25 protein-coding genes are annotated in these 20847 nt (G+C 70.4%); 2 read left to right on the plus strand and 23 right to left on the minus strand.

Translation table 11 applies throughout. From position 1 onward, the window contains the following. Positions 1-24 precede the first annotated feature (24 nt). The 23 genes from P2Q00_RS17355 to P2Q00_RS17465 form a co-directional block, all read right to left on the minus strand. Positions 25-1518, minus strand: coding sequence for a DHA2 family efflux MFS transporter permease subunit (locus P2Q00_RS17355; RefSeq protein ID WP_275773442.1), 1494 nt, complete (start codon positions 1516-1518; stop codon positions 25-27). Between the two features lie 62 nt (positions 1519-1580). Further along, positions 1581-2468, minus strand: a complete 888-nt coding sequence (locus P2Q00_RS17360; protein WP_275773443.1) for an SDR family NAD(P)-dependent oxidoreductase — start codon at positions 2466-2468, stop codon at positions 1581-1583. 70 nt (positions 2469-2538) lie between these two features. Further along, positions 2539-3351 carry an ABC transporter permease gene (locus P2Q00_RS17365; protein WP_275773444.1) on the minus strand — a complete coding sequence of 271 codons (813 nt, stop codon included), beginning with the start codon at positions 3349-3351 and terminating at the stop codon, positions 2539-2541. Further along, positions 3348-4121, minus strand: coding sequence for an ABC transporter permease (locus P2Q00_RS17370; protein ID WP_275773445.1), 774 nt, complete (start codon positions 4119-4121; stop codon positions 3348-3350). The genes P2Q00_RS17365 and P2Q00_RS17370 overlap by 4 nt, the downstream gene beginning before the upstream one ends. Continuing rightward, complete coding sequence (locus tag P2Q00_RS17375; RefSeq protein ID WP_275773446.1) at positions 4118-5104, minus strand: ATP-binding cassette domain-containing protein; 987 nt, start codon at positions 5102-5104, stop codon at positions 4118-4120. The genes P2Q00_RS17370 and P2Q00_RS17375 overlap by 4 nt, the downstream gene beginning before the upstream one ends. A 120-nt stretch (positions 5105-5224) precedes the next feature. Further along, the gene (locus P2Q00_RS17380; RefSeq protein WP_275773447.1) at positions 5225-5680 is read right to left on the minus strand and encodes a MarR family winged helix-turn-helix transcriptional regulator; all 456 of its coding nucleotides are present in this window, start codon (positions 5678-5680) and stop codon (positions 5225-5227) included. 223 nt (positions 5681-5903) lie between these two features. Continuing rightward, a complete protein-coding gene (locus P2Q00_RS17385) occupies positions 5904-6737 on the minus strand; it encodes an AfsR/SARP family transcriptional regulator (protein WP_275773448.1) in 834 nt (277 codons plus the stop codon). Positions 6738-7000: 263 nt separating this feature from the next. Next, the gene (locus P2Q00_RS17390) at positions 7001-7723 is read right to left on the minus strand and encodes a LuxR C-terminal-related transcriptional regulator (RefSeq protein ID WP_275773449.1); all 723 of its coding nucleotides are present in this window, start codon (positions 7721-7723) and stop codon (positions 7001-7003) included. Between the two features lie 122 nt (positions 7724-7845). Continuing rightward, positions 7846-8820 (minus strand): carbohydrate kinase family protein, encoded by a 975-nt coding sequence (locus P2Q00_RS17395; protein ID WP_275773450.1) that lies wholly within the window; start codon positions 8818-8820, stop codon positions 7846-7848. A gap of 13 nt (positions 8821-8833) precedes the next feature. Next, on the minus strand, positions 8834-10027 hold the full coding sequence (gene metK / locus P2Q00_RS17400; RefSeq protein WP_275773602.1) for a methionine adenosyltransferase: 1194 nt from the start codon (positions 10025-10027) through the stop codon (positions 8834-8836). 152 nt (positions 10028-10179) lie between these two features. After that, positions 10180-11346, minus strand: coding sequence for an FAD-dependent monooxygenase (locus tag P2Q00_RS17405; RefSeq protein WP_275773451.1), 1167 nt, complete (start codon positions 11344-11346; stop codon positions 10180-10182). Position 11347: 1 nt separating this feature from the next. Continuing rightward, positions 11348-11728, minus strand: coding sequence for an antibiotic biosynthesis monooxygenase family protein (locus P2Q00_RS17410; RefSeq protein WP_275773452.1), 381 nt, complete (start codon positions 11726-11728; stop codon positions 11348-11350). Then, positions 11721-12848 (minus strand): amidohydrolase family protein, encoded by a 1128-nt coding sequence (locus tag P2Q00_RS17415; protein ID WP_275773453.1) that lies wholly within the window; start codon positions 12846-12848, stop codon positions 11721-11723. Before P2Q00_RS17415 ends, P2Q00_RS17410 begins: the two co-directional genes overlap by 8 nt. After that, the gene (locus P2Q00_RS17420; RefSeq protein ID WP_275773454.1) at positions 12845-13798 is read right to left on the minus strand and encodes an NAD(P)-dependent oxidoreductase; all 954 of its coding nucleotides are present in this window, start codon (positions 13796-13798) and stop codon (positions 12845-12847) included. Before P2Q00_RS17420 ends, P2Q00_RS17415 begins: the two co-directional genes overlap by 4 nt. Continuing rightward, the gene (locus P2Q00_RS17425) at positions 13795-14166 is read right to left on the minus strand and encodes a SchA/CurD-like domain-containing protein (RefSeq protein ID WP_275773455.1); all 372 of its coding nucleotides are present in this window, start codon (positions 14164-14166) and stop codon (positions 13795-13797) included. Before P2Q00_RS17425 ends, P2Q00_RS17420 begins: the two co-directional genes overlap by 4 nt. Positions 14167-14193: 27 nt before the next feature. Then, the gene (locus P2Q00_RS17430) at positions 14194-14553 is read right to left on the minus strand and encodes a SchA/CurD-like domain-containing protein (protein ID WP_275773456.1); all 360 of its coding nucleotides are present in this window, start codon (positions 14551-14553) and stop codon (positions 14194-14196) included. Positions 14554-14626: 73 nt separating this feature from the next. Further along, positions 14627-15862 carry a beta-ketoacyl synthase N-terminal-like domain-containing protein gene (locus tag P2Q00_RS17435; RefSeq protein ID WP_275773457.1) on the minus strand — a complete coding sequence of 412 codons (1236 nt, stop codon included), beginning with the start codon at positions 15860-15862 and terminating at the stop codon, positions 14627-14629. Next, positions 15859-17163 (minus strand): beta-ketoacyl-[acyl-carrier-protein] synthase family protein, encoded by a 1305-nt coding sequence (locus P2Q00_RS17440; RefSeq protein WP_275773458.1) that lies wholly within the window; start codon positions 17161-17163, stop codon positions 15859-15861. Before P2Q00_RS17440 ends, P2Q00_RS17435 begins: the two co-directional genes overlap by 4 nt. Beyond that, a complete protein-coding gene (locus P2Q00_RS17445; RefSeq protein ID WP_275773459.1) occupies positions 17160-17384 on the minus strand; it encodes a hypothetical protein in 225 nt (74 codons plus the stop codon). Before P2Q00_RS17445 ends, P2Q00_RS17440 begins: the two co-directional genes overlap by 4 nt. Further along, the gene (locus P2Q00_RS17450) at positions 17381-17818 is read right to left on the minus strand and encodes a cupin domain-containing protein (RefSeq protein ID WP_275773460.1); all 438 of its coding nucleotides are present in this window, start codon (positions 17816-17818) and stop codon (positions 17381-17383) included. The genes P2Q00_RS17445 and P2Q00_RS17450 overlap by 4 nt, the downstream gene beginning before the upstream one ends. A 92-nt stretch (positions 17819-17910) precedes the next feature. Next, positions 17911-18396 (minus strand): SRPBCC family protein, encoded by a 486-nt coding sequence (locus P2Q00_RS17455; protein ID WP_275773461.1) that lies wholly within the window; start codon positions 18394-18396, stop codon positions 17911-17913. Between the two features lie 22 nt (positions 18397-18418). Further along, positions 18419-18682: an acyl carrier protein gene (locus P2Q00_RS17460; protein WP_275773462.1), complete on the minus strand. Its 264-nt coding sequence runs from the start codon at positions 18680-18682 to the stop codon at positions 18419-18421. A gap of 35 nt (positions 18683-18717) precedes the next feature. Next, positions 18718-19038 carry a TcmI family type II polyketide cyclase gene (locus P2Q00_RS17465; RefSeq protein WP_275773463.1) on the minus strand — a complete coding sequence of 107 codons (321 nt, stop codon included), beginning with the start codon at positions 19036-19038 and terminating at the stop codon, positions 18718-18720. 336 nt (positions 19039-19374) lie between these two features. Between P2Q00_RS17465 and P2Q00_RS17470 the strand changes: the two genes are divergently transcribed. After that, positions 19375-20055, plus strand: coding sequence for a response regulator transcription factor (locus P2Q00_RS17470; protein ID WP_275773464.1), 681 nt, complete (start codon positions 19375-19377; stop codon positions 20053-20055). A 295-nt stretch (positions 20056-20350) separates the two neighbouring features. After that, entirely contained in the window at positions 20351-20653 is a 303-nt protein-coding gene (locus P2Q00_RS17475) for a hypothetical protein (protein WP_275773465.1), read from the plus strand. The last annotated feature ends 194 nt before the right edge of the window (positions 20654-20847 follow it).

Here is a 20847-nt window from a genome sequence, read left to right on the forward strand (position 1 = left end):
GGCAACTCCCTTGTCTCGACTGTCTCAACGCGCGATCTGGACGTCGCCCTGGTCCTCCAGCACGACCATGGGCGGCAGGGTGGTGGGCTTGATGCGGCCGATCAGCAGGGCTGTCAGCACCGCGCCGGCGATCAGCAGACCGCCACCGACGGCGAACGCGAGATGTGTGCCGCCGAGCAGCGCGACCTTGGGCGCCGCGCCACCGTGCAGAAGGTGGCCGGTGCGCGAGGAGTTGACCGTGATCAGTACGCCGAGGCCGATCGCGCCGCCCACCTGCTGGCTCGCGTTCAGCAGACCGGAGGCGAGGCCCGCCTGGTGCTCCGGTACGTCGTTGACTCCGGCGATGTTGATGGAGAACGAGGTCCAGGCGATCCCGACGGCCATGAGGACGAACCCGGGGAAGATGGTCGACCAGTACTTCCCGTCCATGGGGGCGTTGGCGAACCAGAACATGCCGGATGCGAGGAAAAGCATGCCGCCGGTCATGATCGGCCGGACGCCGATCCTGGGGATCAGCGGAGCCGCCGTACCGAAACCGAGGAAGATACCGACGAAGAAGCCCATGTAGCTCAGCCCGGCCCGCATCGGCGAGTAGCCCAGGATCTGCTGGATGTAGAGCGTCAGCAGGAAGAAGGTGCCGAAGTTCGCCGAGGCCATCAGGACCTGGCCGATGTTGGCCATCGTCGGGCCGCGCCGCTTGAAGAAGGACAGCGGGACCAGCGGGTCGTCGGCGACGCGCTCCCGGACCAGGAAGCCCGCGAGCAGCACGGCCGCCGCGACGAAGCTCGCCACCGAGGCCGTCGAACCCCATCCGTGGTCGGAGGCGTGCAGCAGGCCGTAGACGAGGATCGACGAACCCGACGTGATGGTCACCGCTCCGATCACGTCGAACCCGCGGGTGCCGGTGCGACGGCTCTCGGGTGCGATACGGGGCAGGAGCAGAAGCGGGATCAGCGCCACCGGAAGGTTGACGAAGAAGATCCAGCGCCAGTTGACGAGATCGGTGATCACGCCGCTGAGGACCACGCCCGTGGCACCGCCGAGGCCGGTCAGCGCACCCCACAGGCCCAGGGCACGGGTCCGCTCCTTGGGGTCGGTGAACAGGACGGCCACCATGGACAGCGCGGCGGGTGCCGCGAGGGCGCCGCCGAGGCCCTGGAGCGCGCGGGAGCCGATCAGCATGCCCTGGCTCTGGGCCACTCCGTTGCCGAGCGAACCGAGTGCGAACACCAGGGTGCCGACCATGAAGATGCGCTTTCGGCCCAGCGTGTCGGCGAGCCGGCCGCCCAGCAGCAGGAACCCGCCGAAGGCGACCACATAGGAGTTGACGACCCAGGCGAGGTTCGCCAGCGAGAAACCGAGATCCGCCCGGATGGACGGCAGCGCCACGTTCACGACCGTGTCGTCGAGGAGCAGCATGAACTGCACGAGGCAGAGCAGTATCAGGATCTGCCATCGCCGCGGGTTGGGCGTCGCGAGCCCCGCGCTCGTGCCCGGCAGCGGAACTGTTTCAGTCATGGAGTTTCTCTTCCTGTCCAGTGCTGTCACGTGGTGCGGATGACGGAACTTCCCGGGGTGGCTCAGGGCTCCCGGTCCGGTGTGGGCTGCGTGGTCAGGCGCTCGCTGAACGCCCACAGACGTTGCAGGACCTCCGGGTCGGCGATCGCCTTCGCGGGCTTCGCCGGGTTGCTCTTGCGGAAGTAGAGGCCGCTGACGCCCTCGAACTCGGGCTCCACGGCGAGCCGGACGAGGTGGCTCGCGGACTGGGCGGCGGTCGGCGCGAAGCGCAGGAAGCGCCGGACCACCTTGAACATGCCGACATTCGCGTCGTCGAGCAGGCCGGTCCGCGTCAGTCCGGGCTCTACGGAGTTGACGGTCACTCCGCTGTCGGCCAGCCGCCGGGCGGCCGACTTCGAGTGGGCGACGACGGCGAACTTGGAGCGGGCGTAGGCCTGGAAGGCGTCGTACGACCGCGGCGAGACGAGGTCGTCCCAGTCCATCCGGGCGCGGCCGTGGATCCCGGAGGCGACGTTGACCACGCGGGCCGGCGCGTTCGCGGTGAGCGTCTCCGCGAGGAGCGAGGTGAGCAGGAACAGCGAGAGGTAGTTGGTCGCGAACTGCAGCTCGATGCCGTCCGGCGAGGTCCGGTGCGCCTTCTCGATGGTGCCCGCGTTGTTGATCAGGACGTTCAGACCGGGCAGTTGCTCCCTGACGTCCTCGGCCAGCCGCCTGATCTCCGTCTGCGAGGAGAGGTCGGCTTGGAACAGGGTCAGCCGGGCCGCGGGAAACTCCTCGCTGAGCGTGCGCAGCGCGGCCTGTCCGCGGGCCGGTGACCGGCAGACGAGGCCCACGGCGGCGCCGCGTGCGGCAAGTCCGCGTGCGGTCTCCAGTCCGATCCCCGAACTGGCCCCGGTGACCAGGCAGATCCGGTTCTGCGACGACGGTTCGCCCGTCGTTCGTCCGGTCATGTGGAGGAGCTCCTCTCTCGACGAATTGCCGTGCGGTTCGCTGAATTTCCGTGCGGTTCGCTCGCGGGCGTCATGACGCCCCCGCCGCCCGCGCCCGGCGCAGGCCGAACACGACCCACAGCTGAAGCAGCAGGAGCAGCACCGCGAGGCAGGCCCCCGAGGCCGCGAGCCGCACCGCGTCGCCCTGGATCAGGCCCCGCCCGGACTCAAGGAGCACGGTGAACGGGTTGACCCGCGCAACCGCCCGCAGCCAGGGCGCGAGCAGGGCCACCGGGGCGAAGACCGGTGCGAGGTAGACCAGGAGGAAGGCGACGAGCTGGGCCAGCGGGGCGGCCTGCATGGTCCTGAACCGCAGCGCGATCCCGCAGCTCCACAGCGCCCCGGCGGCCGCCAGCAGCTCGCTCATCACGAAGAACAGCAGCAGCTCGACGGGGCCGGCGCTCACCCGCATCCCGGCCGCGGCCCCCAGGGCGTACAGGATGACCGTGACCACCGGTGCGCGGCCCATCGCGGTCAGGACGTACCCCCACACGACCGCCTGCTGGTTGCGCGCGCTGAGCAGGAACCTGCGCGCGACACCGGTCTCGAAGTCGCGGGCGAGCGCGAGACCGCTGAAGATCCCGGTGAAGACCGCGCCCTGCAGCGCCACGAAGACGTACTCGAACGCCGTGTAGCCGTCGTGGAAGTCGAAACCCCGCTGCCCGGCGAGGACGGAGAGCCCGCCGGCGAACGCGATGAAGAAGACCAGGGGTGCGGCCACCGGAGGCATGAACAGGGAGGGTGTCGTGAACGCCGCGCGGAGGTTGCGCGCCGCGATCCCGAGCGCGACATGGCTGCTGCCGGTCCGCTGTACGACGGCGGCATGGGTGGTGGTGGCGGTCATACCGTCACCGTCCGGGTGCTCAGGCGCCCCACCGTCAGGGACACCGTGACGGCGGCGAGCCCGGCCGCGATCGCGAAGCCGACTCCGGTGGCGTGTGCGACGTTGCCGCCGATGAGCGGCGCCCGTACGGCCTCGATGAGGTAGGTCACCGGGTTCCAGGAGGCGAGGGTGCGGAACCATCCGGCCGTCATCAGGTTCCTCGGCATGAAGAACGAGCTGAACAGCAGCAGGACGAAGGTCAGCGGGAAGGTCGCGAGGACCGCCTCGGAGGAACGGGTGCGCAGGGCCAGAAAGGCACCGCAGGAGCTGAAGGCCATGCCCATGACGGCACTCAGCGCCACGATCACCACCGCCTCGGCCAAGGAGTGCGGCCACACCCCGACCACGCCGCCGGCGAGCAGGCAGATCAGGGACTGGATCACCGCGAGCATCGCGGAACCGCAGAGCTGGGCGAGCACGATCAGCCCCCGGTTCATGGGCGTCAGCAGCAGCCGGCCGAAGAATCCGCTCTGTACGTCGGACACCAGGTCGAGGCCGGTGTTCACGCCTCCGACCAGCGCGCCCTGGACGAATCCGCCGGCCAGCAGGAAGGAGAAGTACGAGTCCGTGGGAAACCCGGGGACACGCGTGGACAGGTCGAGGCCGCCGGCGAACAGGGCGAGCAGCAGCACCGGGAAGCCCAGCATGGGGAGGAAGGCGGCGGGCCGGCGCAGCGTCCGCAGCGCGGAGCGCCGGGCGAGCCAGGCCACCTGGGTCAGCGTCGTGTTCATGACGCCATCTCGGGGAGCAGGTCCCCGGCCTCCTGCCGGCCGTCGCCGGTGAGCGACAGGAACACGTCGTTCAACGTCGGTGCGCGTACTTCGAGTTGCTCGACGACGATGTCCGCGGCGTCCAGGGCCCGGACGATCTCGGGCAGTTCGCGGGCCACGCTCGTCACCCGGACGGCGACGGCTCCGGGACGCACCGCGGAGCCGAGCGGGCCGAAGCCCGCCAGCAGGTCGGCCGCGGCCTGGCGCTGCTCCGCGGTCGGCACGATCTCGATGGCGGGCTGCCCGAACTGGTCCTTGAGGTCGTCCGGCGTCGCTTCGGCGATCATCCGGCCCCGGTCCACGATGCCGATGCGGCCGGCCAGTACATCGATCTCCTCCAGGTACTGGGAGGTCAGGAAAACCGTCACCCCCTCCTCCGAGGAGAGGCGGCGTATCTGCTCCCACAGCGCCTCACGGCTCGGCACGTCGAGGCCGTTGGTGGGCTCGTCGAGGAAGAGCACGGCGGGCCGGTGCAGCAGGGCGAGCGCCAGGTCCAGGCGGCGCTTCATGCCGCCCGAGAAGGTGGACACCTTGTCGCCGGCCCGGTCGGTGAGCCCCACGGCCGCCAGCAGCTCCTCGCTGCGCCGGTTCCGCTCCGCTCGGCCGAGGCCGTACAGGGCCGCCTGGAGCTTCATGTGCTCCCGGGGGGACAGCAGCGGGTCGAGCGACACGTCCTGCATCGCGACACCGATCGAGCGGCGCACCCGGCCCGCCTCGGTGACCACGTCATGGCCCGCGACGCGCACCGTGCCCGCGGTCGGCGGCAGCAGTGTGGTCAGGATGTTCACGGTGGTGGACTTGCCCGCCCCGTTCGGCCCCAGCAGGCCGTAGATCTCACCGTGGCCGACGTGCAGATCGAGACCGTCGAGGGCACGGCGCCCCTTGGCGAACTCGCGGACCAGGCCGGTTACTTCGATGGCGGGTCCGCGGCTTCGTGCACTCAAGTCCATGTTCGGTCCTTCCGGACGGTGACGCCCATGCCAACTGGGATGTGCCCGATGATGGTATCAGTCAATGCTTGACTGATTCAAGGGTTATCGCCGTCCGGGGACCTTGACGCCGGCTCAGCAGGCGTCGAACATCGCGCGCAGTGCGCCGTACAGCACCTCACGCTGCTCGCCGGACATCCCCTCCAGACCCGGCACCGCGGAGAAGAGCTTCTCCTCCAGAGCCGCTCGCAGCCGCCGCCCCTTGGGGGTCAGGGCGAGCTGTTTGACCCGCCGGTCGGCCGGGCTCGGGCGGCGCTCGATGAGGCCGCTGTCCTCCAACTTGTCGGCGATGCCGGTCACATAGGAGGCGTCACACTGGAGCACATCGGCGATCTCCCGCATGGAGCGCGGGTCGCCGACCAGTCGGATGGTCTTGGCCTGCTGCGGGGTGAGACCGAAGGCCGCCGCCGTCCCCGCGTAGTGGTCGCGCAGCTTCCCGAACAGCACGAAGAAGAGCTCGAAGATCTCCTTCCGCAATGAGTCCCCCACGGGACTGCTCGCCGGCTCCGACCGGGAGGCATCAGTGGTCACGCGCTCACACCCTTGGGCTCGTTCTTGCCTGAACCTTGAATCAGTCAAGGATAGACTGTGCCATCGACACGGAGAAGACGGACGGCCTGTTCCTTGACTTGCTAAAGGATTGGCTCGAACATGTACGAGGAGGGGAGGAGGGGGTGCGCATGACATGCCGGCGACGAAGCAGCCGCCGCGGAGGCCTTCGGGGCGCCGCCGCGTGCACCGCCGACGCCTGAATTCACCGCGCCGGGCGATCTCCGTAAACCGGAGGAATCTCTTTCGGTAGCGGATTGTCGAGATTCGCGTCGGCGTCCAGAACGGTCAGCCTGAGTTGATTGATCCAGGCCGCCGGTTCCGTTCCGAGTCCCTTTTCCATGTCTCGACGCAGGCGCTCGAAAAGTTCAATTGCCGACGTTCGCCGGCCGCTTCGCTGAAGTGCCACCATATGAAGCGCATGAAGGTATTCGTGCGTTCTGTTTCGCGCGGTGAGTTCGGTGAGTTCATCGAGCACGAGGTGGTGCCGGCCGAGTTCCAGATCCAGCGCGATACGCCGTTCCGTCGCGGTGCGGCGACGCTCTTCGAGCGCCAGGATCTCGCGCTCCAGCACGGGGCCCGGCTGCAGATCGGCCAGCGCGGGGCCGCGCCACAGGCCGAGCGCGGCGTGCAGCAGCCGCGCGGCCTCGTCACGGTCCCCGGCCTCGCCCCTCCGGTTGCCCAGGTCGACCAGCCGCCTGAAGTCCGCGGCATCGCTGGCGAAGCACTCCCCCGGCCGCAGAACGTATCCGCCGGGCACCGTCTGAAGGATCTCCTTGGCGTCCGGTCGCCCCCGCCCGTGACAGGGCAACGCGGAGGCCAGGGCATGCCGCAGGCGCATCACATAGGCATGGATCGCGCTGGTGGCACGCCGGGGCGGGTGTCCCGCCCACAGCTCCTCGGTGATCACGAGGTTCGTCACCAGGATGCCCGGGTTGAGGGCGAACAGAGCGAGCAGATTGCGGGGTTTCCCGGCGGTGGGGACGATCGATGTCTCTCCCACGCCCGCCTGGAACGGCCCCAGGAGTTCGACGTACATCCCCATCCCTCCGAACAGCGCCACAGAGCCGGCGTGTACAGGACGATGCCGTTTCAGCTGATCGCCTCAGGCGTCGTCGGCTCTCTGACCAGTGGGGGGGTGTTGATCGGCCTGGGACAGGATGCCAACGCCTCGCGGGAGCCGCCATTCCGCCGATCCACCACTGCCGTACGGCAGTTACCCCCGAGTAATCACCAGAAATTAGACCATTCCACCATCGTGCGCGACAGTGCGCCAGAGCCCCCGCCCTGGCGCACGTCCGGCTACCGCTGGTGCGCCTGGAGCGCCAGGATGGCGAGCTGGGTACGGTCTCGGAGCCCGTACTTGCGCAGCACCGCGGCGAGATGGCTCTTCACCGTGGCCTCTCCGACATGCAGCCGAGCCGCTATCTCGGAGTTGTTGAACCCCCGGGCGACCAGCCTGGTCACATCCAGCTGCCGCTGGGTGAGTCCCTCCATGTCGGCACCGGGTTCCGTCGGCCCGCACTCGGCGCCGCACGCGGCCCCGGACACCTCGGGCGCCCGGGACGCCGCCTGGGTGAGCTGCCGGACCAGGGCCTCCGTCGCATCGAAGTCCAGCACCGTGTCGTTGCGTGCCACGGCCCGTACGGCGTCGCGCAGCCGGTCCGGCGGCGCCAGCCGGGGAAGATAGCCGCGGGCACCCGCCAGCAGCATCATGGGAACGTCCCCCGACTTCTCCGTGAGCACCACCACCCCGACCCCCAGGCTGCTCAGGCCCTTGATGACCTCCGGTACGGCGGAGCACGGGCCCGGGTCCCCGGCCAGGACCACGTGCGGCCGCAGGTTGGCGGCGAGGCAGAGGAGCTCCGCCTGCGAATCGGCCTCACCGATGACGGCCAGGCCGTCGTCGGCCTCCAGAACCGTCCGCAGACCGATGCGATAGATCTCCTGGCGCTCGCAGATCAGCACCCGGACACCGGATTCGACGGCCGAAACCGCCTGTTCGTCGCCTGGTATGGCGACCATGGATGTATGTATGGACAAGGCGTGCATGAACGTCCCCCGTAAATCACGGACATGGTGCCTGTTGGATGCGGTCCACCTGGAAGGTGGCGCGTCGACATTTATTTATACCCGTGACCGCTTCACTATCGCTGAACTTGGGACGAACTCGGCATGGGACGTACATCATAGTGCTGAGCCGACCTGGCGATGAGATCGCTTTCTGTACATCGATATCCCTGACTTCCGGGAAATTCCAGAGCCAAAGTCGCCAGAGTGGCTCCGAGTTGTGCGGACGCCCGGTCGCCGAGACCCCGCACGAGACCCGCCAGAAAACCGGCCCGTAATGCGTCGCCGGCCCCGGTCGGATCGGTGACGGACACCGCGGGCACCGCCGGGACGTGCACGGATCCGGACCCGGCTCGGTCGATACGGACGCCCTCCCGGCCCTGGGTGACGATCCACGCCCCCACCCGCTCCAGCACTTCGGACGCCGGGCGCCCGACAAGGCGCAACAGCAGTGCCCGCTCATAGGAGTTGGTGAACAGATACCGGGCGCCCTCGATCATCGCCATCACGTCCGCCGCCGTCATCCGGGCCAGCTGCTGGGACGGATCGGCGGCGAACGGAAGCCCGAGTCTGCGGCAGGCGGCGGCGTGCCGCAGCATCGCCGTCGGGTCGTCGGGCCCCACGAGCACGAAGTCGGCACCGCCGGCGCGGTCGAGCACCTCCTCCAGGTCGATGTCGGCCGCCTCGGTCATCGCCCCGCTGTAGAAGGTCGCGATCTGGTTCTGGTCGGCGTCGGTGGTGCACACGAAGCGGGCCGTGTACCTGCTTTCGGACACGCGGACCTGCGCGGTGTCCACCCCGGCGGCCTCCAGCCGGCCGCGGTACTCGCCGAAGTCCCGTCCGGCCGCCCCGACCAGGAGGGGCCGCCGGCCGAGGATGCCGAGGCCGTAGGCGATGTTGGCCGCGACACCGCCGTAGCGGATGTCGAGTTCATCGGCGAGGAAGGACAGCGAGACCGCGGCGAGCTGGTCGGGGACGAGCTGTTCGCTGAAGCGGCCGGGAAACAGCATGAGATGGTCGGTCGCGATGGACCCGGTGACCGCGATACGCACCCGAGTACCCCCGTCAGAGACCGGTCGCGTGGCGCAGGCCGTCGACGCGGTCGAGCCGTTCCCAGGGCAGGTCCAGGTCCGTCCGGCCGAAGTGCCCGTATGCGGCGGTCGGTGCGTAGATCGGGCGCAGCAGCCCGAGGTCGCGCACGATCGCGGCCGGCCGCAGGTCGAACACGTCGAGGATCGCGGACCGGATCTTCAGCGGATCCACGGTCTCGGTGCCGAAGGTCTCCAGGAAGAGGCCGACCGGCGCGGCCTTTCCGATGGCGTACGAGACCTGCACCTCCAGGCGGTCCGCGAGCCCGGCGGCGACGGCGTTCTTCGCGACCCAGCGCATCGCGTACGCGGCCGAGCGGTCCACCTTCGAGGGGTCCTTGCCCGAGAAGGCGCCGCCGCCGTGCCGCGCCGTGCCGCCGTACGTATCGACGATGATCTTGCGTCCGGTGAGGCCGGCGTCGCCCATGGGGCCGCCGGTGACGAACCGTCCGGTGGGGTTGACGAGCAGCCGCACCGCGGAGGTGTCGATCGCCAGGTCCGCCAGTACGGGGGCGATGACGTGCTCGCGGACGTCCGGTTCGAGCAGCTCGGCGAGATCGACATCGGCGGCGTGCTGGGCCGAGACGACCACCGTGTCCAGCCGCACCGGGGCACCGCCGGCGTACTCGACCGACACCTGTGCCTTGCCGTCCGGACGCAGGTAGGGGACCACGCCGTTCTTGCGCACGGCGGTGAGGCGCCGGGCCAGCCGGTGGGCCAGCGTGATCGGCAGCGGCATCAGCTCGGGCGTCTCCCGGCAGGCGTACCCGAACATCAGCCCCTGGTCCCCGGCGCCCTGTCGGTCCAGGTCCCCGGTCGCCTCGCCGGTCCTGGTCTCGTACGCCGTGTCCACGCCCTGTGCGATGTCGGGCGACTGACTGCCGATGGACACGCTGACACCGCAGGAGGCGCCGTCGAAGCCCTTCAGCGAGGAGTCGTAGCCGATGCCGAGGACGACCTCGCGGACGACCGCCGGGACGTCCACCGTCGCGGAGCTGGTCACCTCTCCGGCGACATGCACCTGCCCGGTGGTCACCATCGTCTCGACGGCGACCCGGGCGGTGGGGTCCTGGGCGAGATACGCGTCGAGCACGGTGTCGCTGACCAGGTCGCAGATCTTGTCGGGATGGCCCTCGGTGACGGACTCACTGGAAAACAGGAGCCCCGATATCTCCGGTATCTCCGGCATGGGTGACAGACACCGTCCTTTGCAAGGCGTCGATGACGTACAGGGTTGAAGTGCGGGAGGGGCCGCGGGCCGGCGAGGCGGGGGTTCCTCGTCGGCCCGCGGGGTTGGGGTGCTTCGGGCGAGCGCCCGCCGGCTCAGAAGGCCAGGCGGTCCTCCATGCGGCGGCGCCACACGCGTGGGGGTGTCAGCTTCAGGGACAGGTCGCGGCCCAGGCACAGGAACGGGCTGGTGAAGTGGTGCATCGCGCCGATGCGCCGTGCCTCCTCGGTGATGGAGGAGGTGACGGGGCGCCGTCGGGCCTCGTAGGCCGCGAAGGCCTCGGCGAGCGACGTGGTGGTCAACTCAGGGCGGCTGCCCAGCTCCTGGCCCAGTACGTGCGCGTCGATGATGGCCTGGCCGCCGCCCTGGCCGGTGACCGGAGTGGTGGGGTGCGCCGCGTCGCCGAGCAGGGTGACCCGGCGGCCGCTCCAGGTCGGCGCGGGCGGGCGGTCGTGGATCTCGTTGCGCAGGATCGCGTCGGCCGGGGTCGCCTCGATCAGTTCGGCCACAGGTGCGTGGGCGTCGCGGAACCGGTCGAGGATCCAGCGTTTGCGCGCCTCGCCGGGAACGTCCCGCACGGTCTCCGGTACCGCGATCGTGGCCACCCAGTAGAGCCGCCCGTCGCTGATGTGCCACATGCCGAAGCTGCGGCCGCTGCCGAGCGTCTGGCGGGCGATGCCGATCGGCACGGCGGGATGGCTGAATGACGGTGCGATGCCGCGCAGTGCGACCCAGCCGGAGTAGCGGGGCTCGGCCGGACCGAGCAGTTGCCCGCGGATCACCGAACGCAGCCCGTCGGCACCCACCAGCAGCTCCCCGCGCTCTTCGGTTCCGTCCTCGAAGAGCAGGGTGACGCCGTCCTCGTCCTCGCGGTAGCCGACGGCGGTACGGCCGAGCCGGACCGCTTCCTCCGGCAGCGCGTCCAGCAGCGCCTGCTGGAGCTGGGCGCGGTGGACGACGACGGTGGGCTCGCCGATGCTGCGGCCGATGTCGCCCTGCGGCCAGGAGACCAGGCGGTGGCCGCGCCAGGAGTAGTAGCGGTAGTGCTCGATGGGCACGCCGGCGCGCAGTACGTCGTCCACGGCGCCGATTTCCCGCAGGGCCCGTACGGCGTTGGTCTGGACGCCGATGGCGGCGCCGATCGCGACCAGCTTGTGAGCCTGCTCGAACGCGACCGCGTCGAAGCCCTGTTGGCGCAGCGAGATCGCCGTGGCGAGGCCGCCGATGCCGCCGCCGGCCACGAGGACACGTCCGCGGGACATCTCAGACCACCTCGCCCGCGGACGTCTGGGCGCGTACGGAGAAGCGCAGCGAGCGCGCTTCCGTCATCGCCTCGCGCAGCGGTCGCACCAGTTCACGGTGTTCCTCGCTGCTCTCCCAGGCGCGGAAGGAGGCCATGTCCCGCCACTCGCTGGTGATCAGCCACTGCTCGGGGTCGGTGTCCGACCGGCAGAGCTGGTCCACTAGATGGCCCGGGGTGCCGCCCGCGACGAGGTGCCGTATCTGCTGATAGGCGTTCAGGAAGTCGGCGGTGCGGGCGAGCGGGACGCGGACCAGGAAGACGATCCGGGCGCGGTCGGCGGCCGGCTCGGCGTCGAGCAGCCCCTCGTGTGCTTCGGGGCGTTCGGAGAGGGTGTCAGACATGCGGAGACCTTTCCGCGGTGGGCTGGGGGACGAGGGCGGGCGCGGCCGTCCGGTCGAGTCCGAAGAGACGTACGGCGTTGCCGCCGAGCACGGCGCGTCGGCCGTCCTCGTCGAAGGGCAGTTGCTCTACGGCGCGGAGCAGATCCGGAAGCTTGCGCGGCAGGGGCGGCGAGTCGGTGCCGAAGAGCATGCGCTCCGGGCCGAGGACCTCCGCGTTGAGCTTGAGGTGCGCCTGGCTGGAGACGGCGGTGTCGACGTACATACGCCGGACGGAGGCGCCGGGGGCCGCCGGGCGGGCGGGGGCGTCGGGCCGGGCGCCGGCCGGAGGACCGGCCGGTGCCGCGGAACCCTGCGCGGGCGGGCCTCCGGCACCCCACGAGTCGCGGCGGACCGCGGCGTCCGACCCGACGCCGGGCGGTCCCGCGGAGCCTTCCGCAGGCGGACCCCCGGCACCCCATGGGCGGGGGCGGGCCGCGGCGTCGAGGCGTTCGGCCAGGGTTGCGATCGCTCCGCCGCCCGTGGAGCCGATGACCGTAAGGTCGGGGTACTTCTCCAGCCACCCGGCGAAGGCGATCATCGCGAGGCCGGTGCCCATGTCGGCGTGCCGGACGATCTGTTCGACAAACCGGAAGTCCGTCACCGCGGCGCCGCCCGCCGGTTCCGCGGGCGGATGCACCAGCACCGGCTTGCCGATCTCGTCGGCGAAGCCGAAGAAGGAGTCCGCGTCCGGCGCGTCCAGGAAGCGGCCCTGCACCGAGGAGTTGACGATCAGGCCGACGAAGTGAGGGTTGGCGAGGGTCTCCCGGACGCCCTCGAAGTGGTCGTCGTCGCCGAACGGGTTCACGTAGACGTAGCCGCGCAGCTGGTCCGGGAAGCGGGCGAACACCCCCGCCATCCAGTCGTGGAAGGCGCGCAACCGGTCGCGGGACTGGGCGTAGTTGTCCACCCCCGGCACGCGCATCATCGCGCCCGCGCCCACCGGGCTCCCGATGATCGTGAGATCGATTCCGGCGGCCTCGCGGTCCGCGATCATCCCGTCCACATCGGTCAGACTCGGCGGCATCGGAAACCGCCGGGCGGCCTCCGGTGGCGACAGATGCCCATGGATGTCGACGATCACCGCGCACCTCCGGCCGCTTCCGCGGTCGCTCCCGGCCGGCTTCCGGGCGGCCCGGGCCGCCCCCCGGCCGCCCGGTGCGACGGGTCCGGTGTGCCGCCGGGCAGCGCGTGCGCGATGGACGCGCAGTCCAGGTCGCCCCAGCCGCGGGTCACGGCGTCGTGGTGGGCGGAATGGGCGGCCGCGGTCATGGGCAGGGCGGTGTCGCGGGCGTGCGCCGCCTGCTCGGCCAGGCGGAGGTCCTTGGTCATCAGGGCGAGGCGGAAGTCGGGGGCGCCGTAGCGGCCGGAAGCCATACGGCGCGCCTTGAAGCCCATCACCGGCGCGCTGAAGCCGCTGACCGTGACCGAGTCCAGGACCACGGACCGGTCCAGTCCCAGGGATTCGCCGAGCGCGACGACCTCGCCGAGGGCCTGCATCTCCAGGCCCATCAGCAGATTGAGCACCAGTTTGAGGTCCATGCCGGAGCCGAGCGGCCCGATGTGCGTGACCTCCTTGGCGAGGTCACGCAACAGGGGCTGGACGCGCTCCAGTTGGTCCTGGGCCCCGCCCACGTACAGCCGCAGCTCGCCCTGTCCCGCGTGCACCGCGTTGCCGAGCATCCCGATGTCGAGGAGTTCGGCCCCGCGCTCCGCCACCCGGAGGGCGAGTTCCCGGATCGTCGCGGAGGCCACTGTGCCGAAGTTCAGGACGAGTTGGCCGGCGCCGAGGGCGTCGAGCAGTCCGCCCTGCAGCGTTGCGGTCAGGGCGGCGTCGTCGGCGAGGACCGTGATCACGTACTCCGCTCCGGCCGCCGCCTCGGCGGGTGTGGCCGCCAGCGCGATCCCGGACTCCGCGAGACCGGCGCGGCCCGGTGTCCGGTTCCAGGCCCGCACCGTGTGCCCCGTCTCCTCCAGGCGGCGGGCGAGGGGAAGCCCCATCGCCCCCAGCCCGAGCACCGCAATTCTGCTCACGCGGCGGCTCCTTCGTGTCCGACTGACGCCTCGGCCCGGCGGTCGGTGACCGTGGTCATCAGGTTGTCGGCGAAGAAGGCACGCAGGCCGTCCAGCGTGGTGAAGTCGTAGTCACCCTCGAAGACCTGGGACATCTGCCGGCCGACGTCGTGCACCGCGGTGGCGCGGGAGAGCATCTCCACCGCCGCGGTCAGGTCGCCGTCGAGGTCGAGGATCCGTACGAACTGGCCGTTCTTGCTGAACACCGAAGTGCTGTGCAGACGGATGCCTCCCTCGCGCAGCGGCGGGTCGCCGCTGCCGACGAAGATGCGCTTGGCGATCTCGGCCTTGTCCGGCTTCACCGGGTACAGCAGGGCATAGCGGGGCATGTCAACTCCTCGGAGAAGGGCGGGAATTCACTCGGCCGCGGGCTTGGGGGCCTCGCGGTGCAGGACGGTGTGCATCAGCCGCTTGGCCAGGAAGGTGCGGCGGGCCTCGGGGTCCGAGGGGTCGACGGGCTCTTCGAGGTACTCGTTGAGCTTGCGCTCCACCGCCTGGACGGACGGGTCGGCGGCGAGGTGCGGGGCGACCTTGGCGAGATCGCCCTCGATCTCCATCACGCGGACGACGAGGTTGCCCTTCATGAAGACGGCGGTGCCGAGCAGCCGGGTCTCCTCGTCTATCTCCAGCTTCGGCGGGTCATAGGTCGACAGCAGCTCGGCGACGTCCTGCTCGGTGCCGGGCCGGACACGGAAAGCCAGGGCATAACGGTTCATTTCGGAGCTCCTCAGGCATGAGACAAGTACCGGTTGTGCAGGGAATTTCCATTCGGTTGCGGGCCGCCCCGGCTCAGGCCGCGCGCAGCACCAGCGCGCTGTTGAAGCCGCCGAACCCGCGGGCGACGACCAGCGCCGTACGCACCTGCGTCCGGCGCGCGGAACCCTGGACCAGGTCGAGGCCGGGCGCCGGCACGGGCCGGTCCAGGTTGCCCACCGCGGGCACGAACCCGTCGCGCATCGCGAGCAGCGCGGTGGCCACGTTCAGGGACGAACCGCCCGCCATCATCCGCCCGGTGAAGCCCTGCGGCACGGTCACCGGAACAGGGGTCGCACGGCCCCCGAAGACCGCACCCAGCGCGTCCAGTTCCAGGGCGTCGAGCTCGGGGCTGCCCGCTCCGTCGGCGACGACCAGGTCCACCTGGTCCGCGCCGACCCCAGCGTCGTCCAGGGCGATCCGCACGGCCCGGGCCAGCTGCGTGGAGTCCGGGGCGATCTCCTCGTGGTGGTGCGCGTCGTGCGTGGCGCCGTAGCCCGCGATCTCCCCCCACACGCGTGGGGCGCTGCGCCGCTCGGCGGCGTCCGCCTCCTCCAGGAGCAGCACCGCGCCGCCCTCGCCCGGCACATGGCCGTTGGCGCCGATGTCGAAGGGCTTGTACCCCTGCCGCGGCTCCCGTGCCCCGCTGAGCCGCCCGCTGGTGGCCTGGCAGGTCAGCGCGTACGGCGTGATCCCGGCCTCGGTACCGCCGACCAGCACCGCCGAGGTACCGCGCCGCAGCGCCCGCCGGGCCCAGCCGATGCTGTCCAGGCCGCCCGCGGCCTCGCTGACGACGACACCCGACGGACCCTTGGTGCCGTGCTTGATGGAGACCTGGCCGGTGCTCGCGGCATAGAACCAGGCGATCGACTGGTAGGCCCCCACCGCGCGCCGGCCCCGGCTCCACAGCGCCTGGATCTCACGCTGCCCGAACTCGTTGCCGCCGGAGCCCGCCGAGAGGAACACCGAGGTGGCGTAGGGGTCATGGTCGGCCGGGTCGTACTTCGCGTCGTCCAGTGCCATGCGCGCCGCCGCGAGGGACATCCAGCTCCAGCGGTCGGTCTGCACCATGAGCCGTTCGTCGACGTGCTCCGCGGGCACGAACCCGCGGACCTGGCCCGCGAGTACGGCGGAGTGGCGCGAGGTGTCGAAACCCTCGACCGGTGCCACGCTCAGCTCGCCCCGCAGCAGCGAGGCCCAGTGCTCCTCGGCGCCGACGCCGCTCGGGGCCACCACTCCGATTCCGGTGACCAGCACTCGGGACGCGCTCATGCCGCACTCCTCGCGGGGTGTCCGGGACGGGTCAGGACGATCGCCGACTGGAAGCCCCCGAAGCCGCTGCCCACCGAGAGCGCAGCGTCGATGCGATGCTCGCGGGCGGTGTTCGGCACATAGTCGAGGTCGCATTCCGGGTCGGGGACCTGGTAGTTGGCCGTCGGGGGCACCACGGACCGCTGTATGGCCAGGGCGGTCGCGGCGACCTCGATGGATCCGATGGCGCCCAGCGAGTGCCCGACCATGGACTTGATCGAGCTGACCGGTACGGCGTAGGCGTGCTCGCCCAGGCTGCGCTTGAAGGCGGCGGTCTCGTGCCGGTCGTTCTGCTTGGTGCCGGACCCATGGGCGTTGATGTAGCCGATCCCGGTGGGGTCGAGCCGGGCCTGGTGCAGCGCGTCGCCGATGGCCTGTGCCATCTCGGCTCCGTCGGGCCGCAGCCCGGTCATGTGGTACGCGTTGCAGCGGTTGGCGTAGCCGGAGACCTCGCAGTAGATGCGTGCCCCGCGGCGCACCGCGTGCTCGTACTCCTCCAGGACCAGCACCGCCGATCCCTCTCCCATGACGAACCCGTCGCGGGTGCCGTCGAAGGGGCGTGAGGCGTGTTCCGGGTCGTCGTTGCGGGCGCTGGTGGCCCGGATCGTGTCGAAGCACGCCATGGAGATGGGCGAGATCGGCGCGTCCGAGGCGCCGGCGATCACGATGTCGGCGTCGCCGTCCTCGATGAGCTGGCTGCCGTAGCCGATGGCGTCGATGCCCGAGGTGCAGCCGGTCGAGACGACGGTGGCCGGTCCGTGGGCGCCGTAGCGGACGGCCACCTCGGTGGCGGCGGCGGACGGGACCAGGGCGTGGTGCAGGAAGCGGCTCGCATAGCGCGGGTCCACCTCCCAGTGGGCGCCCTTGCCGCTGACCAGGACGTACTCGTCCTCCAGCCGGGTGGTGGCGCCCACCGCGCTGCCGATGCTGACGGCCACGCGGTCCCCGTCGGCGAGCAGCGGGCCGGCCGCCGGACCGCCGTCGCGCAGACCGCTGTCGGCCACGGCCTCGTCGGCGGCCACCAGCGCGAACTGTATGAACCGGTCGTTGCGGTGGATCTCCTGCACGGTGAGCCCGCGGGCGGCAGGGTCGAAGTCGACCTCCGCGGCGATCCGCGAGCGGAAGTCCGAGGCGTCGAAGAGGCTGATCGGACGAGTCGCGGTACGGGCGGCGGTGAGGGCGTCCCAGAAGTTCTCGCGGCCGACGCCGCCGGGTGCGACGACGCCGATCCCGGTGACGGCGACCCGCCGGGCGCCGCTCATCGGGCGCTCCCGGTGTGCTCCGTCAGCGGCGCCAACCGGATGTCCCGCTGGCCGAGTTCGGGCCGCAGCGCCAGCGGACCGAGGCAGAAGACGTCGAGCAACCCGATCGGCCCGGCCGCCTCGGACACACCGTCCGGTGTGGAGCGGACGTCGGCCGGTACGGCCGCCGATGCGGTGGGCTCGATGCCGCGCACGGCGACCAGGGGTGCGAGCGCGGTCATCGGCTGCTCCCCGCGGACTGTTCCTGCGGCAGCGGCTCGGTGTCGACATGGCCGAGTTCGGGCCGGGGCGCCAGCGGCCCCAGGCAGAAGACCAGGAACGCGGTCTCGGTGCCGTCGTTGACGAGCCGGTGCCGTACCCCGATCGGAAGGTGCACGGCCTGGTCGGCGCCCAGCGTCTGCTTCTCGTCGTCGGCGGTCAGTTCGATCTCGCCGCGCACGCAGTACAGGAACTCCTCCGAGTACGGGTGCCAGTGCTCGGTGACGACCTCCCCCGGCTCCAGGGTCAGCGTGCCCAGGAAGCCTGCCTCGGCTCCCACGGTGGCCGGCGAGAGGAGGGTACGAATGTCGCCGCCGCGGCGGCGGTTGGACGGTACGTCGTGGCGGCTGACGCTCGCGGAGGCAGTGGGACGCCGCCCCGGGTGTTGGATGGTCACGTCTCTCCTCGGTCACAGTGAAGCTGTCAGTGGTACGAGTGGTCGCTGTTACTGGTGCGGGTGGTCACGGACGAGGTGCGGCCGAACCGACGTCAGTCGCGTCCGCGGCCCTCGGCCTTTTCGATCTTCTGGCGGATGACATCCATCTGGATCAGCGTGTTGGCGTTGATCCGGTCGGTCATGCCCGCGTCGTCCAGCGGGGCGTCGGGGCGCATCTTGAAGTCCTGCACCCAGCGCATCCGGGTGCCGTCGCCCTCCGGCTGGTAGAACCACTGGATGTCCATGTGGACGAAGGGTCCGGGCTCCACCCGGCGCGCGGTCACCCGCCGGGCGGCGCGGTCGACGGTGCGCTCGGAGACCCAGCTCCACACCTTGCCGGTGTCGTCCGGGTGCAGGGCGAGGCGGAAGCGGACGGTGTCGCCCTCCTGGTGCAGGATCTCCGCGGACGCGTACTCGGTGAAGAGCCGGGGCCAGGACGACACGTCGTTGGTCAGTTCCCAGACCAGGTCGATGTCGGCGTCGATGTAGACCGAGTTGTCGGTGTGCCCGATCTGCCCGGCCTGCTGTTCGATCGTCATACGGGCGGTCCTCCCCGGCCGGTCAGGCGGCCTGGCTGCGGTCGGCGGCCCGCTCGTCGACGTACGCGACGATCCGGCCGAAGGTCCAGGCCTTGAAGTCCTCCTCGGGGAGCTCAAAGCCGTATGTGTCCTGGAGTTCGCCCTGGAGCTGCAGAAACGCCAGCGAGTCGAGGTCCAGGTCCTCGAAGCCGAGTGCGGGGTCGGCGGTCTGCGCGGCGACGGGAAGACCGGCCTTCGTGGTGAGCAGGGACATCAGATCTGCGAGCGTGAAAAGTGGTGCGGACATCTCGGAGCCTCTCGGTCGGAACCTTCGGAAGGTGTTCAGGGCTGCCAGTGGTAGAAGCGACGGGCCATCGCGTCCTTCGGCGAACGCCACGTCTGCGGGTCGTATGCGGAGATGAAGGGGTCCAGCTGCCGGCTGATGTCCCGGAAACCCGGGAGCTGTTGAGCCACGGCCATGGCGTCCTCGGTGTCCCGGTCGAACTCGACGAGGTGGACGTAGAGGTCGCCGAGCGAGTAGAGGGAGCGCTCACGCACCCCGATGTCCCGCGGCAGGTCGGTGGCGTCCGATGCGGCGAAGACGCGGGCCACTTCGGCCTCGGTGCCCGGTGCGATCCTGGCGATGATCAACGATCGGTTCATGGAACTCCACGGTCTGCGGCGCCGGTTGGGCGCTGGGGACGGGGACCGGCGGTGAAGCGGCCCCGAAGACACGTCAAACGCTAGGGAGCGGGCGGGGGATGGTCTTCCAGCCACAGGCGGAATTCCTTGACTCATCCAATGAGTTGACCGGGGGGTCCGATGCCTCGCCCGCCGGGGGAAACGGTCTGTACTCATCCGCACGGCTACCGCCCAGCGACAGACACCGTTGCCAAGTGCAACTCTTTGCTCGATCTTGGACTGGGGGAGCGAAAAAACTGACTAACCTGTCGAAATTGCGTTCGGAAGATCACCAGCTGGGGGACTGAAGTGATACATGTGACGCTGATTCATCGCAGCGCTCTCTGCCGCGCGGCCATCGTCCAACTGCTCCAGGCGCGAGGCGACTTCCTCGTCGAAGAACGGGAAAGCCTGGCCGAAGCGGAGGCTGCCGATGACGACAGACCCGGCCGTCACCCCGAGCCGGGTGACCGTCAGAAGACAGACATCCTGCTGGTCGAGGCCCTGCTGCCCGGCGTGCGCGAGCTGACGGCCGGGGCCGACCCCCTGTCCGGCGAGCCACCGATCGTGCTGATCGGCGACGCCGAGACCGTCCCGCTGCCCCTGCTCATGTCCGGGGCCGCCGGCTTCATCCCCGGGGACCTCCCGCCGCACACGCTGGCGCACGCGCTGTACGCCGTCGCCGACGGTGCCGCCGTCCTTCCCCGCACCAGCCTGCGGGACCTGCTGCTGCGCGCCCCGGTGGCGGCCCGGCGGCCGGACCCCGACGCCCCGGACTCCGCCCTGAGCAGGCTGTCGTCACGCGAACACCAGGTCCTGGCCCTCCTCGGTGGCGGCCTGTCCAACAGCCAGATCGCCCGTCGGCTCGCGCTGCGCCCCGGGACCGTGAAGGCGTACATCAGCAGCATCTACGCCAAGTGCGACATCGCCAGCCGGGTGGAAGCCGCACTCGTGGCCCACGGCCTGCCGGCGCCGCACTCGGAGTCGGTCGGGCCCTGACGCCGCCCGGGAGTTTCGTCCCTGCCCCTGGTTCAGGGCCGAACGGCCCAGGCCAACTCGCGCTCGCGGCGCGGCCACACGGGTGGTTCTGCGCGGAGCACCCACACCCGAGTTCGGCCTCGTGACGCCTTGACCGCACAGGAAACTTGCGCCGGCCGCCCGGCCGACGCCTGCGCTCGTTGATCGGACCATCCGGCGTGCCGACGAGCGGATATCGGACATTTGCGCATTAACCTCTCGTCAACTTATGACGTGGCGGATCGCATATGCGTCCGCTTCAACGCTCGGAGAAGACATGCGCAAGACTCGCAAGACCGCTGTCCTGGCCGTCCTCCTCGGCACCGTCGGCCTCCTCGGCGCCGGCACCGCCCAAGCCCACGACCACGGACACGGGAAGCACCACGGACGAGCGCCCAAGACGATCGTCATCAACCAGAGCACCTCATGCAAGACGGCCGACAACAACAGCGACGTACAGGGCGAGTCCGCGTACGGGAACGGCTGGGACGGCCCCAACAGCGAGGGCACGTACGGCCCGCAGAGCACCAACATCGGCTCGCGCCTCGGGTGCGACAACAACCTCGTCCTCGGCAAGTAGCCCACCCGGGCCCCGGGGAGCTCGGGGGACAGTGAGAAGGGCCGGCCCAGGAGGGCTTTCCTCCTGGGTCGGCCCTTTTCCGTGTTCGAGGTGTCGTATGCGAGTTGTCGCGTTCGAGGCCGTGCCGCCCCGTCCAAAAGTCCTCGTATTAGTCTGATCACCTTCAACGGCTCTTCGCAGCACGACGCATGGGA

Origin of the sequence: Streptomyces coacervatus, assembly GCF_029223485.1 — a bacterium.
Lineage (GTDB): Bacteria > Actinomycetota > Actinomycetes > Streptomycetales > Streptomycetaceae > Streptomyces > Streptomyces coacervatus.

Excerpts from the sequence above, each read along its gene's own strand:
- P2Q00_RS17465 (WP_275773463.1), bottom strand. The coding sequence starts at position 19,038 with ATGAACCGATCGTTGATCATCGCCAGGATCGCACCGGGCACCGAGGCC.
- P2Q00_RS17435 (WP_275773457.1), bottom strand. The coding sequence starts at position 15,862 with ATGAGCGCGTCCCGAGTGCTGGTCACCGGAATCGGAGTGGTGGCCCCG.
- P2Q00_RS17425 (WP_275773455.1), bottom strand. The coding sequence starts at position 14,166 with ATGCCCCGCTATGCCCTGCTGTACCCGGTGAAGCCGGACAAGGCCGAG.
- P2Q00_RS17445 (WP_275773459.1), bottom strand. The coding sequence starts at position 17,384 with ATGACCGCGCTCGCACCCCTGGTCGCCGTGCGCGGCATCGAGCCCACC.
- P2Q00_RS17460 (WP_275773462.1), bottom strand. The coding sequence starts at position 18,682 with ATGTCCGCACCACTTTTCACGCTCGCAGATCTGATGTCCCTGCTCACC.
- P2Q00_RS17440 (WP_275773458.1), bottom strand. The coding sequence starts at position 17,163 with ATGAGCGGCGCCCGGCGGGTCGCCGTCACCGGGATCGGCGTCGTCGCA.
- P2Q00_RS17355 (WP_275773442.1), bottom strand. The coding sequence starts at position 1,518 with ATGACTGAAACAGTTCCGCTGCCGGGCACGAGCGCGGGGCTCGCGACG.
- P2Q00_RS17455 (WP_275773461.1), bottom strand. The coding sequence starts at position 18,396 with ATGACGATCGAACAGCAGGCCGGGCAGATCGGGCACACCGACAACTCG.
- P2Q00_RS17405 (WP_275773451.1), bottom strand. The coding sequence starts at position 11,346 with ATGTCCCGCGGACGTGTCCTCGTGGCCGGCGGCGGCATCGGCGGCCTC.
- P2Q00_RS17365 (WP_275773444.1), bottom strand. The coding sequence starts at position 3,351 with ATGACCGCCACCACCACCCATGCCGCCGTCGTACAGCGGACCGGCAGC.
- P2Q00_RS17475 (WP_275773465.1), top strand. The coding sequence starts at position 20,351 with ATGCGCAAGACTCGCAAGACCGCTGTCCTGGCCGTCCTCCTCGGCACC.
- P2Q00_RS17390 (WP_275773449.1), bottom strand. The coding sequence starts at position 7,723 with ATGGTCGCCATACCAGGCGACGAACAGGCGGTTTCGGCCGTCGAATCC.
- P2Q00_RS17370 (WP_275773445.1), bottom strand. The coding sequence starts at position 4,121 with ATGAACACGACGCTGACCCAGGTGGCCTGGCTCGCCCGGCGCTCCGCG.
- P2Q00_RS17430 (WP_275773456.1), bottom strand. The coding sequence starts at position 14,553 with ATGAACCGTTATGCCCTGGCTTTCCGTGTCCGGCCCGGCACCGAGCAG.
- P2Q00_RS17410 (WP_275773452.1), bottom strand. The coding sequence starts at position 11,728 with ATGTCTGACACCCTCTCCGAACGCCCCGAAGCACACGAGGGGCTGCTC.
- P2Q00_RS17360 (WP_275773443.1), bottom strand. The coding sequence starts at position 2,468 with ATGACCGGACGAACGACGGGCGAACCGTCGTCGCAGAACCGGATCTGC.
- P2Q00_RS17385 (WP_275773448.1), bottom strand. The coding sequence starts at position 6,737 with ATGTACGTCGAACTCCTGGGGCCGTTCCAGGCGGGCGTGGGAGAGACA.